General features: G+C 72.8%; 15 protein-coding genes and 1 riboswitch. Of the genes, 9 read left to right on the forward strand and 6 right to left on the reverse strand.

Features of this window, described 5'->3' with window-relative positions:
• Positions 1 to 82: 82 nt before the first annotated feature.
• From ACVWNX_RS29920 to ACVWNX_RS29930, 3 genes are all read left to right on the forward strand, one after another.
• The gene (locus ACVWNX_RS29920; RefSeq protein WP_454411303.1) at positions 83 to 556 is read left to right on the forward strand and encodes a bifunctional nuclease family protein; all 474 of its coding nucleotides are present in this window, start codon (positions 83 to 85) and stop codon (positions 554 to 556) included.
• A 223-nt stretch (positions 557 to 779) separates the two neighbouring features.
• A complete protein-coding gene (locus tag ACVWNX_RS29925; protein ID WP_454411304.1) occupies positions 780 to 1,415 on the forward strand; it encodes a MerR family transcriptional regulator in 636 nt (211 codons plus the stop codon).
• 53 nt (positions 1,416 to 1,468) lie between these two features.
• Entirely contained in the window at positions 1,469 to 2,986 is a 1,518-nt protein-coding gene (locus ACVWNX_RS29930; RefSeq protein ID WP_454411305.1) for a DNA polymerase IV, read from the forward strand.
• Here ACVWNX_RS29930 and ACVWNX_RS29935 read toward each other — a convergent pair.
• Positions 2,884 to 3,279 carry a PRC-barrel domain-containing protein gene (locus ACVWNX_RS29935; protein ID WP_454411306.1) on the reverse strand — a complete coding sequence of 132 codons (396 nt, stop codon included), beginning with the start codon at positions 3,277 to 3,279 and terminating at the stop codon, positions 2,884 to 2,886. The two genes, ACVWNX_RS29930 and ACVWNX_RS29935, sit on opposite strands and share 103 nt — an antisense overlap.
• 113 nt (positions 3,280 to 3,392) lie before the next feature.
• A riboswitch (glycine riboswitch) is annotated at positions 3,393 to 3,490 on the forward strand.
• A gap of 169 nt (positions 3,491 to 3,659) precedes the next feature.
• Between ACVWNX_RS29935 and gcvP the strand changes: the two genes are divergently transcribed.
• The gene (gene gcvP, locus ACVWNX_RS29940; protein WP_454411307.1) at positions 3,660 to 6,545 is read left to right on the forward strand and encodes an aminomethyl-transferring glycine dehydrogenase; all 2,886 of its coding nucleotides are present in this window, start codon (positions 3,660 to 3,662) and stop codon (positions 6,543 to 6,545) included.
• Positions 6,546 to 6,715: 170 nt separating this feature from the next.
• On the opposite strand, the gene ACVWNX_RS29945 is transcribed toward gcvP, so the two are convergent.
• Positions 6,716 to 6,922 (reverse strand): DUF5999 family protein, encoded by a 207-nt coding sequence (locus tag ACVWNX_RS29945; protein ID WP_454411308.1) that lies wholly within the window; start codon positions 6,920 to 6,922, stop codon positions 6,716 to 6,718.
• A 367-nt stretch (positions 6,923 to 7,289) separates the two neighbouring features.
• The gene (locus ACVWNX_RS29950) at positions 7,290 to 7,868 is read right to left on the reverse strand and encodes a hypothetical protein (RefSeq protein WP_454411309.1); all 579 of its coding nucleotides are present in this window, start codon (positions 7,866 to 7,868) and stop codon (positions 7,290 to 7,292) included.
• A gap of 554 nt (positions 7,869 to 8,422) precedes the next feature.
• Here ACVWNX_RS29950 and ACVWNX_RS29955 point away from each other — a divergent pair.
• Both ACVWNX_RS29955 and ACVWNX_RS29960 read left to right on the forward strand, forming a co-directional pair.
• Positions 8,423 to 9,943, forward strand: coding sequence for a glutamate-cysteine ligase family protein (locus tag ACVWNX_RS29955; RefSeq protein WP_454411310.1), 1,521 nt, complete (start codon positions 8,423 to 8,425; stop codon positions 9,941 to 9,943).
• 212 nt (positions 9,944 to 10,155) lie between these two features.
• Positions 10,156 to 10,956, forward strand: a complete 801-nt coding sequence (locus ACVWNX_RS29960; protein WP_454411311.1) for a CPBP family intramembrane glutamic endopeptidase — start codon at positions 10,156 to 10,158, stop codon at positions 10,954 to 10,956.
• Here ACVWNX_RS29960 and ACVWNX_RS29965 read toward each other — a convergent pair whose 3' ends face one another.
• On the reverse strand, positions 10,957 to 11,802 hold the full coding sequence (locus ACVWNX_RS29965) for a PhzF family phenazine biosynthesis protein (protein WP_454411312.1): 846 nt from the start codon (positions 11,800 to 11,802) through the stop codon (positions 10,957 to 10,959). It abuts the gene before it with no gap.
• A 318-nt stretch (positions 11,803 to 12,120) separates the two neighbouring features.
• Positions 12,121 to 12,708, reverse strand: a complete 588-nt coding sequence (locus ACVWNX_RS29970; RefSeq protein ID WP_454411313.1) for a DinB family protein — start codon at positions 12,706 to 12,708, stop codon at positions 12,121 to 12,123.
• 676 nt (positions 12,709 to 13,384) lie between these two features.
• Between ACVWNX_RS29970 and ACVWNX_RS29975 the strand changes: the two genes are divergently transcribed.
• Complete coding sequence (locus ACVWNX_RS29975) at positions 13,385 to 13,975, forward strand: dihydrofolate reductase family protein (protein ID WP_454411314.1); 591 nt, start codon at positions 13,385 to 13,387, stop codon at positions 13,973 to 13,975.
• Between the two features lie 173 nt (positions 13,976 to 14,148).
• Here ACVWNX_RS29975 and ACVWNX_RS29980 read toward each other — a convergent pair whose 3' ends face one another.
• On the reverse strand, positions 14,149 to 14,583 hold the full coding sequence (locus tag ACVWNX_RS29980) for a VOC family protein (RefSeq protein ID WP_454411315.1): 435 nt from the start codon (positions 14,581 to 14,583) through the stop codon (positions 14,149 to 14,151).
• 269 nt (positions 14,584 to 14,852) lie between these two features.
• Here ACVWNX_RS29980 and ACVWNX_RS29985 point away from each other — a divergent pair, with 269 nt between their 5' ends.
• Both ACVWNX_RS29985 and ACVWNX_RS29990 read left to right on the forward strand, forming a co-directional pair.
• Entirely contained in the window at positions 14,853 to 15,755 is a 903-nt protein-coding gene (locus tag ACVWNX_RS29985) for a phosphotransferase family protein (protein WP_454411316.1), read from the forward strand.
• 237 nt (positions 15,756 to 15,992) lie between these two features.
• Positions 15,993 to 16,589: a PadR family transcriptional regulator gene (locus ACVWNX_RS29990; protein WP_454414993.1), complete on the forward strand. Its 597-nt coding sequence runs from the start codon at positions 15,993 to 15,995 to the stop codon at positions 16,587 to 16,589.
• Positions 16,590 to 16,727 lie beyond the last annotated feature (138 nt).

Consider the following 16,727-nt stretch of genomic DNA (forward strand, 5'->3'; position numbering starts at 1 on the left):
GATGGCGCGAGAGCGGCCCGTCGGCCGGTCGGCCGGAGTGCCCGACTACCCAAAGGTGCCGGGCACGGCCTAGGGTTGCTGTGTGAACGAGCTCGACGTCGTAGGTGTCCGGGTCGAAATGCCCTCCAACCAACCGATCGTGCTTCTGCGAGAAGTGGGAGGCGACCGTTACCTCCCCATCTGGATCGGTCCGGGGGAGGCGACGGCGATCGCCTTCGCCCAGCAGGGCATGGCTCCCGCGCGTCCGCTGACCCACGACCTGTTCAAGGACGTGCTGGAAGCCGTGGGCCAGGAGCTGAGCGAGGTGCGCATCACGGACCTCCGCGAAGGCGTCTTCTACGCGGAACTGGTCTTCGCGAGCGGAGTCGAGGTCAGCGCGCGTCCCTCCGACGCGATAGCGCTGGCGCTGCGGACGGGAACGCCGATCTACGGGAGCGACGGGGTCCTGGACGACGCGGGGATCGCGATCCCCGACGAGCAGGAGGACGAGGTGGAGAAGTTCCGCGAGTTCCTCGACCAGATCTCCCCCGAGGACTTCGACACCAACAGCCAGTGACCGTGTCGTGCGGCGGAGCGCCTCGGGCGTCCGGCCGGATTTCGAGGGTCGTCCCGGTACCGGGGGCGGCCCTCTCGGCGCATTCGGTTAGCCTTTCCCCACCATCGGGCACGGGAAACCACTCGTAGGGTGATTATCACTCGGCGTGGCGAGTGTGGCGATCGTTGACGCACCCCGAGTGACTGCCTACCGTCGGGAAGGCAGGTCAAGGACGGAGGTCGGCGTGAGAAGCAGCGGCGACGGTACGGCTGGGGGTGCCCCCGGACGGATTCCGGGGGAAGGCGGCCCGTACGCGCTCTACGAGGGCCGGGCCGGGCAGCCGCCGACCCGTTCCCGTCCCGCCCCCGAGGGCGACGGACGTTCCCCCGAGCAGGTCGGCTACCGGGGCCCCACGGCGTGCGCCGCCGCGGGCATCACCTACCGCCAGCTCGACTACTGGGCCCGTACCGGGCTGGTCGAGCCCAGTGTGCGGCCCGCCCACGGCTCGGGCACCCAGCGGCTCTACAGCTTCCGCGACGTGGTCGTGCTGAAGATCGTGAAGCGGTTCCTCGACACGGGCGTCTCCCTCCAGAACATCCGCGCCGCCGTCCAGCATCTGCGGGAGCGCGGGTTCCGGGACCTGGAGCGCATGACGCTGATGAGCGACGGGGCCACCGTCTACGAGTGCGGCTCCCCCGACGAGGTCCACAAGCTGCTCCAGGGCGGCCAGGGCGTCTTCGGGATCGCCGTCGGCGTGGTGTGGCGGGACGTGGAGAGCGCGCTCTCGCAGCTGCACGGCGAGCGGGTGGACACCGGGGAGACCCTGATCGGCCACAATCCGGCGGACGAGCTGGCCCGCCGTCGCAACCGGGCCGGCTGACCCCGGTCCCGCCGCCACCGCCGTTGTCAGTGGCGTAGGGCAGCATCGGAGGGGTGAGGAACCAGCCCACCATCCTGCATCTGGACATGGACGCCTTCTACGCTTCGGCGGAGCAGGCGGCCAAGCCCAGTCTGCGGGGCAAGGCCGTGGTGGTGGGTGGCCTCGGGCCGCGCGGAGTCGTCGCCACCGCCTCGTACGAGGCGCGGCGTTTCGGGGTGCGTTCCGCGATGCCCACCGCCCAGGCCCGGCGGCTCGCCCCGAACGCCGCCTACCTGGTGCCCCGCTTCGCCTTCTACCGGGAGATCAGCGACCGGGTGATGGGCCTGCTGAGGGAGCTGTCGCCGCTGGTGGAGCCGCTCAGCCTGGACGAGGCGTTCGTCGATCTGGAGGCGGTCGGGGCGGCCCGGGACGAGGCGTCCGCCCGCGTGGTCGGCGAGCGGTTGCGCGCGGACATCAGGGCGGCCACCGGGCTCACCGGCTCGGTGGGGCTCGCCGCGTCCAAGATGGTCGCCAAGATCGCCTCGGAGGAGGCCAAACCGGACGGGCTGCTGCTGGTGCCCGCCGGTACCGAACGGGCGCTGCTGGCGCCGATGCCGGTCCGGGTGCTGCCGGGGGTCGGCCCCGCCACCGGGGACCATCTGCGGCGCGCGGGCATCACCACGGTCGGGGAGCTGGCCGAGGCGGGCGAGGACGAGCTGGTGCGGCTGCTGGGCCGGGCGCACGGGGCGGGGCTGTACGCGATGGCCCTCGCCCGTGACGAGCGGCCGGTGGTGGCCGAGCGCGAGACGAAGTCGGTGTCCGTGGAGGACACCTACGACGTGGACATCCACGACCGGACCCGGGTGCGGCTGGAGGTCCAGGGGCTCGCCGAGCGGTGCGTACGGCGGCTGCGGGCCTCGGGGCACTCCGGACGGACGGTGGTCCTCAAGGTGCGCCGTTACGACTTCTCCACGCTGACCCGCTCCGAGACGCTGCGCGGTCCCACCGACGACCCGGCGGTGGTGCGGGAGGCCGCCGCCCGGCTGCTGGAGTCCGTGGACACCACCGGGGGCGTGCGGCTCCTCGGAGTGGGGGTGAGCGGCCTCGCCGACTACACCCAGGAGGACCTCTTCGCGCAGGCGGCGGGGGAACGTGCCGGGGAGGAGCCGCCCGCCGCCGGGGACGGCGGTGAGGGCGGCGCCGTGGACACCGGGGCCCCGGGGATGGCCGGGGACGGAGCGGAGGGTGCCGGGGCGGTCCCCGCGCGGTCCCGGGCGTTCCCCCGGTGGCCGGCCGGGCACGACGTGCGGCACGCCGTGTACGGGGCGGGCTGGGTCCAGGGCAGCGGGGTGGGGCGGGTGACGGTGCGGTTCGAGACCCCGGACGCGGGGCCGGGGCGGGTGCGCACCTTCGCGGTGGACGATCCGGAGCTGACCCCGTCGGATCCGGTGTCCCTGCTGACGGACCCGCCCGGGGAGGGGACGGACGGCTACCGCTCGCCGGAGGAACCGGCGGCGTCGCCCGGGCCCTCCCCGCCGAGGGCCTCCCTGACGGACGGGACCGGGCCGGGGGAGGCCACGTCGAGCCCGTAGTGGTGGTACAGCCGGAGTTCCTGCTCGGGGGAGAGGTGGCGGCCGACCCTGAAGTCCGGGGCGTCCCTGATCAGGGCCCTCTCGAAGGGCACCCGGAGGGTGCCCTCCACCAGTTCGCTGGGTTCCAGGGGGACGAACGCGTCGCGGCTGAACAGCCCCGTCCTTATCGCCGCCCATTCCGGTACCCCGGTGGCGTCGTCCAGGTAGACCTCGTCCACCGTGCCGATCCTCGTGCCGTGGAGGTCGAACGCCTTGCGGCCGATCAGGTTGCGCGGATCGATGTCGGTCTGCACGTGCCCTCCAGCTGGTCGCAACTCATCCGTAAGCACTACGAAAGAGCACATTTCTCAGGGTGGCCACTCGAAGCTCAGCGCGAAGACCCGCTGGTAGGCTGGTAAACGGCTGTTGACCCTGCGCGGGAGAGCTCCCCGGCTGACGACCGGGGGCGCCGAAGGAGCAAATCCTCCCCGGAATCTCTCAGGCCCCCAGTACCGCGCGGGTGAGGTCACTCTGGAAAGCAGGGCGGACGGTGCGCACCCTCCACCCTCACCGACGGTGAAAGCCGGGCTCCGGTCCGGTGAAGCTCTCAGGTTGAGATGACAGAGGGGGAGGCCGTCCGGGCACCCGCGTCATGGTGCCCCTCGCAGGTCGTACCGACCAGGAGGCCCCCGCAATGACTGTCAACCGTCCCCCGCTCTCCCGGCTCGAACAGGGCATCCCCTTCGAACGGCGCCACGTCGGCCCCGACGCCGAGGCCCGCGCCAAGATGCTCGCCCAGGTCGGATACGGCTCGCTGGACGAGCTGACGGCGACCGCGGTCCCCGACGTCATCAAGAACGCCGAGGCCCTGAACCTGCCCGGGGCCCGCACCGAGGCCGAGGTCCTCGCGGAGCTGCGCTCCCTCGCCGACCGCAACCAGGTGCTCGGCTCCATGATCGGACTGGGCTACCACGGCACCTTCACCCCGCCGGTGATCCTCCGCAACGTCATGGAGAACCCGGCCTGGTACACCGCCTACACCCCGTACCAGCCGGAGATCTCGCAGGGCCGTCTGGAGGCCCTGCTGAACTTCCAGACCGTGGTCGCGGAGCTGACCGGGCTGCCCACCTCCGGCGCCTCCCTGCTGGACGAGGGCACCGCCGCGGCCGAGGCCATGGCGCTGGCCCGCCGGGTGGGCAAGGTCAAGAACGGGGTCTTCCTCGTCGACGCCGACGCCCTGCCCCAGACCGTCGCCGTGATCCGGACCCGCGCCGAACCGACCGGGGTCGAGGTCGTCGTCGCCGACCTCGGCGAGGGCATCCCCGCCGAGGTCGCCGAGCGGGGCGTCACCGGTGTCCTGCTCCAGTACCCGGGAGCCTCCGGCGCGGTGCGCGACCTGCGGCCCGTCATCGAGCGGGCCCACGAGCTGGGCGCGGTCGTCACCGTCGCCGCCGACCTGCTCGCCCTCACCCTCCTCACCCCGCCCGGTGAGCTGGGCGCCGACATCGCGATCGGCACCACCCAGCGCTTCGGCGTGCCGATGGGCTTCGGCGGACCGCACGCCGGGTACATGGCCGTCCACGAGAAGTTCGCCCGCAGCCTCCCCGGCCGTCTGGTCGGCGTCTCCGTCGACGTCGACGGCAACCGGGCGTACCGGCTGGCGCTCCAGACCCGTGAGCAGCACATCCGCCGGGAGAAGGCCACCAGCAACATCTGCACCGCGCAGGTGCTGCTCGCCGTCATGGCCGGCATGTACGCCGTCTACCACGGCCCCGAGGGCCTGCGGACCATCGCCCACCGGACCCACCGCTACGCGGCGATCCTCGCCGAGGGTCTGCGCACGGCGGGCACCGAGGTCGTGCACGGCGCGTTCTTCGACACGGTGACCGCCCGGGTGCCCGGCCGCGCCGCCGACGTCGTCGCCGCGGCCCGGGAGGGCGGCGTCAACCTGCGGCTGGTCGACGCCGACCACGTCGGCATCGCCTGCGACGAGACCACCACCCGCGCGCAGCTCGCCGCCGTGTGGTCCGCCTTCGGCGCCGAGGCCGATGTCGAGGCCTTGGACGCCGTCCTCGCCGACGCCCTGCCCCGGGAGCTGCTGCGCTCCGACGACTACCTGGCGCACCCGGTCTTCCGGCAGTACCGCTCGGAGACGGCGATGCTGCGTTACCTGCGGCGGCTGTCCGACCGGGACTACGCCCTCGACCGGGGCATGATCCCGCTCGGCTCGTGCACCATGAAGCTGAACGCCACCACCGAGATGGAGCCGGTCACCTGGCCGGAGTTCGGCCAGCTGCACCCCTTCGCCCCGGCCGAGCAGGCGCAGGGCTATCTGACGCTGATCCACGAGCTGGAGGAGCGGCTCGCCGAGGTCACCGGCTACGACAAGGTGTCCCTGCAGCCCAACGCGGGTTCCCAGGGCGAGCTGGCCGGGCTGCTCGCGGTCCGCGCCTACCACCGGGCCAACGGCGACGAGCGGCGCACGGTCTGTCTGATCCCCTCCTCCGCGCACGGCACCAACGCCGCCAGCGCGGTGATGGCGGGGATGAAGGTCGTGGTGGTCGCGACCGCCGACGACGGCGAGGTCGACGTCGAGGACCTGCGGGCCAAGATCGAGCGGCACCGTGACGAGCTGGCCGTGCTGATGATCACCTATCCCTCGACGCACGGGGTGTTCGAGGAGCACGTCGCCGACATCTGCGCGGCCGTGCACGACGCGGGCGGTCAGGTCTACGTCGACGGCGCCAACCTCAACGCCCTGGTGGGGCTCGCCAAGCCCGGCCGGTTCGGCGGCGACGTCTCGCACCTCAACCTGCACAAGACCTTCTGCATCCCGCACGGCGGCGGCGGTCCCGGTGTGGGCCCGGTGGCGGTGCGCGCGCACCTGGCGCCGTATCTGCCCAACCACCCGCTCCAGCCCTCGGCCGGGCCGGAGACCGGGGTCGGGCCGATCTCGGCGGCCCCCTGGGGCTCCGCGGGCATCCTGCCGATCTCCTGGGCGTACGTGCGGCTCATGGGCGGCGAGGGGCTGAAGCGGGCCACCCAGGTCGCGGTGCTCTCGGCGAACTACGTCGCCAAGCGCCTCGAACCGCACTTCCCGGTCCTCTACACCGGTCCGGGCGGTCTGGTGGCCCACGAGTGCATCATCGACCTGCGTCCGCTCACCAAGGAGACCGGCGTCAGCGTGGACGACGTGGCCAAGCGCCTCATCGACTACGGCTTCCACGCCCCGACGATGTCGTTCCCGGTCGCGGGCACCCTGATGATCGAGCCGACCGAGAGCGAGGACCTCGGTGAGCTCGACCGCTTCTGCGACGCGATGATCGCGATCCGCGCGGAGATCGACAAGGTGGCGTCGGGCGAGTGGCCCGCGGAGGACAATCCGCTGCGGAACGCGCCGCACACCGCGCGCGCCCTGGGTGGGGCGTGGGAGCACGCCTACGACCGTGACGAGGCGGTCTTCCCGGCCGGGGTGTCGCCCGCCGACAAGTACTGGCCGCCGGTCCGCCGGATCGACCAGGCGTACGGCGACCGCAACCTCGTCTGCTCCTGCCCGCCGCTGGACGCGTACGAGGACTGAGCAGCCCTCGGATGACGGGGTCGGTCCGGGAGCGTCCGGACCGGCCCCGTCGGCGTTCCGGCGGGGCGGTCGCCCCGTGCGTGCCGCCGTCGCGTGCCGTCGCGCTCGCCGTCGGTGGCGCGTTGGCGGCGCGCTGGCGTGTGCGTCGCCGTGCGGGCCGTACCAGCGGCCTAGGCGGCCGTCATCACGCCGTCCGTCCCCAGGGGACGGTGCGGCGCGATGATCTCCCCACTGGGCAGCAGTTCGCCGGTGTCCTCGAAGAGCAGGACGCCGTTGCAGAGGAGACTCCACCCCTGTTCGGGGCGGTGGGCCACGGCGAGCGCGGCCTCACGGTCGGCGGACTCCGCCGTCGGGCACGATGGCTGGTGCTGGCACATGATGGATGCGTTCTTTCGCTGCGGTGTGACGTCAGTGCTGCGGCTGGACTCGGTGCTCATGGCCGCCCCCCGTATCGTCGGACTGCTCCCCAGTGTTGCCCCCCGGACGGGATTCCGCAGGGATTTCGCGGCAGCGGGTTCTTCCGCGCGGAAGACCTATCACCCGCAAGGATGGTTCCGCTCAAATTGCTTGTCCGAACGGGGGGTTCGACATGGCCACAAAGGGCTAGTCCTTCCGGGCCGGTGAGCGGAGAAGAGCGGGCCCGGCACTCTGGGTGAGTGCCGGGCCCGAGGGGTCGTGCGCGGGCGTGCGCCCCCTCCGAAGCCCCGTACGCCGATGGACGGGGAGTGCAGGGAGGGGGAGGGCTCAGGCGGGCGCGGTGAGCGGGGGCTCCGGGGTGAGCCGGTGGCCCAGCGCGGGCAGCAGTTGGTCCGCGCGGAGCGCGTGGTGGGCCGCGACCCCGGGGGGCGCGGGGGCCAGCGGGACGAGCAGGTCGGCCGGGGCGAGGGTGCCGCCCGCGGGGTCGGCCGTGGTGTCGCCGTGCAGCCACAGCGTCAGCATGTAGAGCCCGGGGACGGACAGCAGCCGGGCCTGGTACGGCGTCGGCAGGGACTCGGCCTGGCGCACCGCGCGTTCGGTGGAGGCGATGTACGGGCCCTCGAAGAAGTGCGAGAAGGCCCAGCCGTCCGGGGTGAGGACGGTGTCCGCGGCGGCCACGGACTGGTCGCCGGAGCGGATCACGTAGCGCCAGCCCGACAGACTGGTGGACGAGGCGGGCACGAGCCGGTCGAGCACGTGGACGGGCAGCGGCAGTTCCGCCACGACGGGACCCTGCGCGGTGCGCAGGGCGGGGGTTCGGGCCTCACGGACGGCCGTGGGGGAGCCGAGTGCCGCGACGACGCTGCGCAGGGCGGGCGCGGGAGCGGGTGGAAAGACCAGCGGCATGGTGGGTCGCCTCTCATTCACCGGCAGGCGGAACCAGGGAAAGTGCGGACGTCACTGTCAGCGCATGAGGTCAGAGGTGGGCGAGGCGGCGGGGGACCGGGGCCGCGAGCGCCAACTCTCTGCCTTGGTAGCGAAGTTTATACGACGCGTGTTCGTTTGCTGATTCGGCTAGCTGATCGAATTGCGGGGAACAAGATGCGTTCAGGTCGGCGCGCGAGGTATTTTTATCCCCATTCGTGGGGCTCGTGACTCCGTGACCTCGCGTTGCTTTCCGGGGCCGGACGGCTCGTTTTCTCCGACCTTTCGAGCCATCATTCGGCGGAGTTCCCGCCGACACCTCCCCGGTGCCGTGCACCATCCGTGCCGGTGTTTCCCGGATGTATCACCCATTGCCCACGGAAACCGCTCCGCGGGTTAACGTGTCAACGGTAACCGTCCGGGTGGCCGCAATGGGGCGTTATCGATCGTGCCGTCTGGGCATCATCCCCCAGGACGGACCCCAGGACAGAGCGGCCGGGACGGTGGGCTGCCCACTTCGAGGAGGGAACGCTTCGATGGGGGAGAAGGTCGTAGCGGGCGCGGTCGACCTGTCCGACCGGCACCGGTACCGGGCGAAGCTCCGGCAGTGCCTGGCGGGACTCGGGCGACTGCTGGAGGAGGAGCGCTTCGACCGGCCCAAGAACCTCATGGGACTGGAGATCGAACTCAATCTCGCCGGGCCGGACGGACTGCCGCGCATGATGAATGCGCAAGTGCTGGAACGGATCGCGAGCCGGGATTTCCAGACCGAGCTCGCCATGTTCAACCTGGAAGTGAATATCGCCCCCCACCGGCTCGGCGGACGGGTACTGGACCAGCTCGCCGAGGAACTCCGCACCGGTCTCTCGTACGCGCACCGGAAAGCGAACGAGGTCGACGCCGGAATCGTGATGATCGGGATTCTGCCGACCCTCGACCAGAAGGACCTGGTCTCCGCGAACCTCTCGGAAGCCGACCGCTACACCCTGCTCAACGACCAGATCGTCGCCGCCCGGGGCGAGGACTTCCTCCTCGACATCGACGGGGTCGAACGGCTCGTCTGCACGTCGGAGTCGATCGCCCCGGAAGCCGCCTGCACCTCGGTGCAACTGCACCTCCAGGTGACCCCCGCCCGGTTCGCCGGGGTGTGGAACGCGGCGCAGGCCGTCGCCGGGGTCCAGATCGCGCTCGGCGCCAACTCGCCCTTCCTGTTCGGCCGCGAGCTGTGGCGCGAGTCCCGTCCACCGCTGTTCCAGCAGTCCACCGACACCCGTCCGCCGGAGCTGGCCGCCCAGGGGGTGCGTCCGCGCACCTGGTTCGGGGAGCGCTGGATCGACTCCGCGTACGACCTCTTCGAGGAGAACCTGCGGTTCTTCCCGCCGCTGCTGCCCATCTGCGACGACGAGGACCCGCTGCGCACCCTCGACGGCGGCGGGGTGCCCTCGCTCGCCGAACTCGTCCTGCACAACGGCACCGTGTACCGATGGAACCGTCCCGTGTACGGCATCGCGGACGGCGTCCCGCACCTCCGGGTCGAGAACCGGGTGCTGCCCGCCGGGCCGACCGTCACCGACGTCGTCGCGAACGCCGCCTTCTACTACGGGGTCGTGCGCGCCCTGGCCGAGGACCCCGTCCCCGTGTGGACCCGGCTGTCCTTCGAGGAGGCCCGGGCCAACTTCGACGACGCCTGCCGCCACGGCATCGACGCCGAGCTCCGCTGGCCCCGCCCGGGACGCCACGGCGGCGTCCGGAGCGTTCCCGCGGTCACCCTGGTGCGGGAGGAACTGCTGCCGCTGGCCTCGGCCGGACTGGACGCCTGGGGCGTGGCCCCGGCCGACCGGGACCGCTACCTCGGGGTCATCGAGGAGCGCTGCCGCACCCGGGTCAACGGGGCCTCCTGGCAGACGGCCACCTATCACCGCGCCCTGGAGGGCGGTCTGGGGCGCGAGGCGGCGCTGGCGGCCACCACCCGCCGGTACTGCGAGCTGATGCACTCCGGGGAACCCGTGCACACCTGGCCGGTCGGACTGCCGCAGCCCGCCTTCCCGTTGGAGTGACCGGCCTGCCCCTGCCTTCCCCGGCCGGGTGACACCGCTCGTGCCGTCCGCCGCCGGGTGACACCGCCCGTGTCCGCTCCGGCCGGGTGACACCTTCCGCGCGCCCCCCCGGCACCGGGGGCGGTGCCGTCGGGAGAGGATGGGCCCGTGGCCGGGCCGGGCCGGGTGGCCCGGGTCCGGCGGGAGCAGGGGACCACTCGACTGGAGGCAGGGTGCAGACGCTAGCGGGGACGGCGGCCGGGCCGGTGGAGCGGCTCTCACGGCGGACGCTGCGGGACGAGACGCTCCTGGTGCTCGCGCTCTCGCTCGGCGCGAGCGGGGTGGCCGCGCTGATCAGCTTCCTCGGGTCGGTCACCGAACCGGGCGGCCTCAAGGACCAGGCCGCCACCATGAACGCCTCGGCGGCGCCCGGACGGCCCTGGCTCGACCTCGCCTGGCAGCTCTTCGGCATCACCTCCGCCCTGGTGCCCGTCGCCTTGGTCGCCCATCTGCTGATCAGGGAGGGCGTCGGACTGAGGGCGCTCGGCTTCGACCGCTCCCGGCCCTGGTCCGACCTGGGCCGGGGAGCGGCCGTCGCGGCGGTGATCGGCAGCACCGGGATCGTGTTCTACCTGCTGGCCCGGGGGTTCGGCGCCAATCTGACGGTGGTGCCGGAGGCGCTGCCCGAGGTCTGGTGGAAGTTCCCGGTGCTGGTGCTGTCGGCGGTCCAGAACTCCGTGGTCGAGGAGGTCATCGTCCTCGCCTATCTGCTGCGCAGGCTCGACCAGCTGGGCTTCTCGCCCTGGGCCTCGCTGACCGTCAGTTCGGTGCTGCGCGGCTCGTACCACCTCTACCAGGGCATCGGCGGCTTCATCGGCAACATGGTGATGGGCGTGGTGTTCGTCTGGCTGTACCGGCGGTGGGGGCGGGTGGGGCCGCTGGTGGTGGCCCACACCCTGCTCGACATCGGCGCGTTCGTCGGATACGCCCTGCTCGCGGGCCGGGTCGACTGGCTGCCCACCCCGCCGGAGTGATCAGTCCGTCGGCGCGGCGGCCAGCAGCTCGCCGTCGACGACGGTCACCGCGTGCCCGGTCAGCAGGGTGCGGGCGCCCCTGACCTCGGTCCGCACCAGACCGGAACGGGCCGACGCCTGCAGCCCGGTGAGGGTGGCGCGGCCGAGGCGCGCGCCCCAGAACGGGGCGAGCGCGGTGTGGGCGCTGCCGGTCACCGGGTCCTCGTCGATGCCGATCCGGGGGAAGAAGCAGCGCGACACGAAGTCGTGCTCCCCGCCGGGTTCCGCGAGGGCGGTGGCGATGACGCCCCGCTCCGAGAGCCGGGTCAGCGCCCGCAGATCGGGGACGAGCCCCCGGACGGTCGCCTCGTCCGGCAGCTCCACCAGGAAGTCACCGAGGTGCGGTCCGGTGTCGTGGACGGACAGCGGCTCGGCGCCCAGTGCCTCGGCGAGTCCGGGCGGGGCGGCGACCGGGGTGAGCGGGGCGGTCGGGAAGTCCAGGGTGATGGTCCCGTCCGGGTGCGGCAGCGCGGTCAGGACGCCGCTTCGGGAGCGGAACCTGACCGGGCCCGCGACCAGCCCCCGCGCCGCGAGGACGTGCGCGGTGGCCAGGGTGGCGTGACCGCACAGGTCGACCTCGGTGGTCGGGGTGAACCAGCGCAGCGCCCAGTCGGCGTCGCCGCCCGGCGGGAGGGGGTGCGCGAACGCCGTCTCCGCCTGGTTCACCTCCCCGGCGACGGCCTGGAGCCAGGCGTCCGGGGGGAAGGCGGCGGCCTCGTCGGGGGACTCGGCCCCGAAGAGGACGACCCCGGCGGGGTTCCCCGAGAAGGGGCGGTCGGTGAAGGCATCGACGATTCGCAGGCGCATGGACGGACCGTAACCGGGGTGGCGCCGCTCCGGCCAAGGCCAATGCGGGATCACTGGACCTGTCGCCGGGTGCCGGTTGCTTGTCGCTCGCTTGTCGCTTGTCGCTTGTCGCCGGGCGCCCGGCGCCGGGTGGCGGACCTGGCCCGTGGCCCGGGACGCGTCCCCGCTTTCCGGGCCGGTTCTCGGGTCTGTGCCGGGCCGCTCCCGGTTCCGGCTCCGGTTCCGGCTCCGGTTTCGGTTTCGGGTTCTGGTTCCCCCGATCGGTTCAGTCTGTCGGGCTTCGTCCGTCTCTCCGGGGCGGTGGGACGTTCTCCCTCGTCACGTCGTCCGGTCGGCAGCCTCCCGGGCCGCGCGTTCCACCCGGCCGCGATACGCCTCCCACCAGGCGCGGTCGTGCGACGGCAGGCTGTCGTTGCCCTCGTTCATGCCGACCTTGCCGTCCAGGAGCTCCCGCAGGACGTCGGCGTGACCGGCGTGCCGGTGGGTGTCGGCGATCACCCGGACCACGGCGTGGTGCAACGTCACGTCGTCCCTGCCCTCGGGCCACCAGGGCACCCGGCCGACCGTGTCCAGCGGCAGCGCCTCCAGGGTCGCGTCCGCGTGTGCCCACGCCCGGTGGTAGAGACCCACGACGTCCTCGCGTGACTCGTCGGCGGTCGCCCACATGTCCGCGTTGGGCTCGGCGCCCGGAGCCGCCCAGGGCAGCGCCTCGCCGGAGGGCCGCCCGAAGGTGTCGCCGAGATAGCCCAGTTCCACCGAGGCCGTGTGCTTGACGAGGCCCAGGACGTTGGTGCCGGTCGGGGTGAGCGGGCGGCGGGCGTCGTACTCGGAGAGCCCTTCGAGCTTCCACAACAGGGCGTCGCGGGCGGACTGGAGGTAGAAGTGGAGGTCTTCTTTGGGTGACATGGGGTCAGTCTGCTGATGGGTGGGGCCTTGTCCAGCGGTTTTCTCCGGGTGGGGATGCTTGGGGGCCGGTAGTCGCGGTCCGTTTCCGTCCTCCGTCCTCCGTCCTCCGTCCTCCGTCCTCCGGCGTCCGGCAGCCGCTCAGGACCGTGGCCCTGGTAGCGGTCCGGACCGCTGTCAGGGGGTGGTCCGGGAGGTCGTCCTCATCTTTCCGGGCCGTTCGCATCGTCCGCGTGGGGGAGAGGGGTCCGGCCTTGGGGAGGATCCGCTTCCGCCTCGTGCCCTGGCAGGTTGGACGCGTGACGACGGCACGGCGCGCGCGTCCGGGACCGGGGCGTCCGCGCGCCGGGCCGTCGCCCGGTGGGCCCGGGGCAGCGTGTGCCGGGCCCACCGCCGGTGGTGCCCCGGCCGACGGGCGGGGTGACGCCGTTCGCCCGGGTCCCGTCCGGGCGCCCGCCACGGGGGTGCGGGCGTCCGGTGACCCGGGCGGTCAGGCGTGGTACGCGGCGGCCGGGCGGCCCGCGCGGCCGGGGCGGAGCCGTGGCCCGCGCCCGTCAGCGGAGCACCCGGCTCGTCGCACGTCGAAACGGACCGTCAGCGGGAGGACCGGGCGAGTCGCGATGAGTTCCGTGGCGTTCGGCGGTCGTAGTGTCGGATTCCGCTACGGAGGAGGACACGGATGCGCAAGGTGACCTATTCGATGGGCGTCTCGCTCGACGGCTACATCGTGGGGCCGGACGGACGCTTCGACTGGACCGAGCCCGACGAGGAGACCTTCCGCTTCTGGATCGACGACATCCGGGAGGTCGGGGTCCATCTGCTGGGCCGACGGCTGTACGAGACGATGCTGTACTGGGAGACCGCCGATCAGGACCCGTCGCTCGACGAACCGCAGCGGGAGTGGACCGCGTTGTGGAACCCCCTCCCGAAGGTGGTGTTCTCCACGACGTTGTCGGAGGTGCGGGGCGAAGCCCGGCTGGCCTCCGGCAGCCTGGCGGAGGAGATCGAACGGCTGCGGGCCGAACCGGGGGAGGGCGACATCGCGATCGGAGGGGCCACTCTCGCCGCCGAGGCCGCCGCGTCGGATCTGATCGACGAGTACCGGGCCGTGGTCCACCCGGTGCTGGTCGGAGGCGGCACGCCGTTCTTCCCCCGGAGTGGGAACCGGGTGGACCTCGAACTCGTCGAGACCCGCACCTTCGGTTCGAAGAACGTCTACCTCCGCTACCGCGTGGTGCGCCGGGCGTCGCGCGGACCCGGTTCCGCGTAGCGCGCCGGCCGTTCCGCCCACGGGGCTTCCGGGGAGCGCTCCGGACGGTGACGACCGCTCTGACCTGCTGGCCTGGCCGGTCGTGTCCGTCGGAGTCCGACCCGGCCCGTCGGAACGGAGACGGAACGGAAGCGGAACGGAGGCTGAACGGAACGACGACGGGTCGTGGCGGCTCAGTCGAGGCAGAACTCGTTGCCCTCGACGTCCCGCATCACGATGCACGACTCGTCGTACCCGTCGGCCGTCAGCAGCCGTACGCGCTCCGCCCCGAGCGGGACCAGCCGCGCGCACTCGGCCTCCAGCGCGGCGAGGCGCTCCTCGCCCACCAGCCCGGTGGCGACCCGTACGTCGAGGTGGACCCGGTTCTTGACGACCTTGCCCTCGGGAACGCGCTGGAAGTACAGCCGGGGGCCGACCCCCGAGGGGTCGACGCAGACGGCTCCCGGGTCAGGGTGCCCGGGCGGCAGCGAGCGGTCGTGTTCCTCCCAGCTGGCGAACCCCTCGGGTGGGGGCGGAACGACGTATCCCAGGACCTCGCACCAGAAACGGGCGACGCGCCCGGGCTCCGCGCAGTCGAAGGTGACCTGGAACTTCTTGATCGACGTCATCGGCCCACCGTAACGGTGGACGTCGACGGGCGGGGCCCGGGTGCGCCGGGCACGGGGACCCGGACGTGCTGATCGGGCGGTGCCGACCCGGGGCGGTGCCGATGGGACGGCTGGTCGGGTGGTGCCGGGTGGTGGCGTCTGGCTGCGCCGCCCCCGGCACCGTGCTCGTCCGTCGCCGCCTGGGCCTCCGCCGGGTTTCCCCGGTCCGTGCCCCCGGTCCGGGGCCTCAGCCGCCGGGCTCCCACAGGGATCTCTGTCAGGATCCGAGGGTGGCGACGACCGGCACCACCCGCGCGATCGCGGCCGCGACGTCGGTCGCCGCCGCGCTCGGCCTGCCCGTCGACGACGCGGTCGTCCTCCACGACGCGAACAGGCTGACGCTGCGGCTGACGCCGTGCGACGTCCTCGCCCGGGTCGCCCCGGTGGGGCACGGGGGCGCGCGGCGCGAAGTCGAGCTCGCCCGGCGGCTCGCCCGGACCGGATGCCCGACGGGCCTCCTGGACCCCAGGGTGGACCCGCGCGTCCACGCGCGGGACGGCTTCACGGTGACGTTGTGGACCTACTACGCGACCGTGACACCCCCTCCCTCGCCGGTCGACCTCGCCGGGGCGCTGGAGCGGCTGCACACCGGCATGCGCCAGGTCGACGTGCCGGGCCCGCGGTTCACGGACCGCGTCGCGGAGGCCGAAGGGGTCGTCGCCGACCCGGACCGTTCGCCGGACCTCTCCGACGCGGACCGCGCGTTCCTCGGTGGCCGACTGGCGAGCCTGCGACGGGCGGTGGAGGGACGCGGCGCCGTGGAACAGCTGCTCCACGGCGAGCCGCATCCGGGCAATGTGCTCGGCACGGAGCACGGCCCGTTGTTCGTCGACCTCGAAACGTGCTGCCGTGGCCCCGTCGAGTTCGATCTCGCCCATGTCTCCGAGGCGGTCTGCGCGCACTATCCGAACGTGGACCGGGGGCTGCTGGACGAGTGCCGACAGCTCGTGCTCGCGATGGTGGCGGCCTGGCGCTGGGAACGCGGCGACCGGCTTCCGAACGGGAGGCGTCACGGGGAGGAACTCCTGCGCTCGCTGCGCGCGGGCCCTCCCTGGCCGACGCTCGACACGGTCACCGGGCGGCTGGACGCTCCGGAGGGACCGCCCCCGCCCCGGGGAACGCGCCCGGTGTGACGGGTCCGTGGCCGCGCGTCCCGAGGCCGTGTTCCGGCGGCGGTGAGGCGGGCGGGAAGCGGGCCAGGCAAGGGAGCCGGGCAAGGGAGCCGGTCCGGCGGACTCCCGATGATCTCGCGGAAGGGGCGACCGCGCGTCGGCGGGCCGACCGCGGAGCGGCTGGGTCCTTGCCCGAATCCTTCTTCCGATATATCGTTGAAGTGTCGCAACCGATCGACGATAGAAGGAGTGATGATGATGTTCCCCTATGGACACGAGTACGGACGTGGTGGCGCGCACGGCTCCGGTCGTCCCGGCCGGGGCGGCTTCGACCGGCGTGCCTTCGGGCCCTTCGGGCCGGGATTCGGCCCCGGGGGTCCCTGGGGCGGGCGCGGTCGGGGCGGACCGGGCGGGCGGGCCCGCCGGGGTGATGTGCGTGCCTCGATCCTCGCCCTGCTCAAGGACCGCCCGATGCACGGTTACGAGATGATCCGGGAGATCGAGGAGCGCAGTGGCGGGGTGTGGAAGCCCAGTCCGGGTTCCGTGTACCCGACGCTTCAACTGCTGGAGGACGAGGGGCTGATCGACAGCGCCACCGAGGGCGGGAAGAAGCTGTTCTCGCTCACCCCCGACGGTCGCCAGGCGGCCGAGGAGGGTCCCGAGACGCCCTGGGAGGGTGTGGGGCGCGGGGTGGACCTGGAGGCGCTGAACGAGATCCGCAAGGCCGGTTCCGGGCTGGTGGACGCGTTCGGTCAGGTCTGGAAGTCCGGCAACGAGGAGCAGCGGGAGAAGGCCCTCGCCGTCGTCAACGAAGCGCGCAGGAAGCTGTATCTGATCCTCGCGGAGGGCGACTGATTCCCCGGGTGCGTCGCGCCGGGTGAGCCGCGGCCGGGATCGTCCCCCGGCTGCGGCTGCGGCTGCGGCTGCGGCTCCGGTGGTGGCTGCGGCTGTGGTGGCGGCTGGGGCGGCGGCCCGGGTGGCGATGGTGACGCG

The organism is Streptomyces sp. JNUCC 64 (assembly GCF_054484115.1).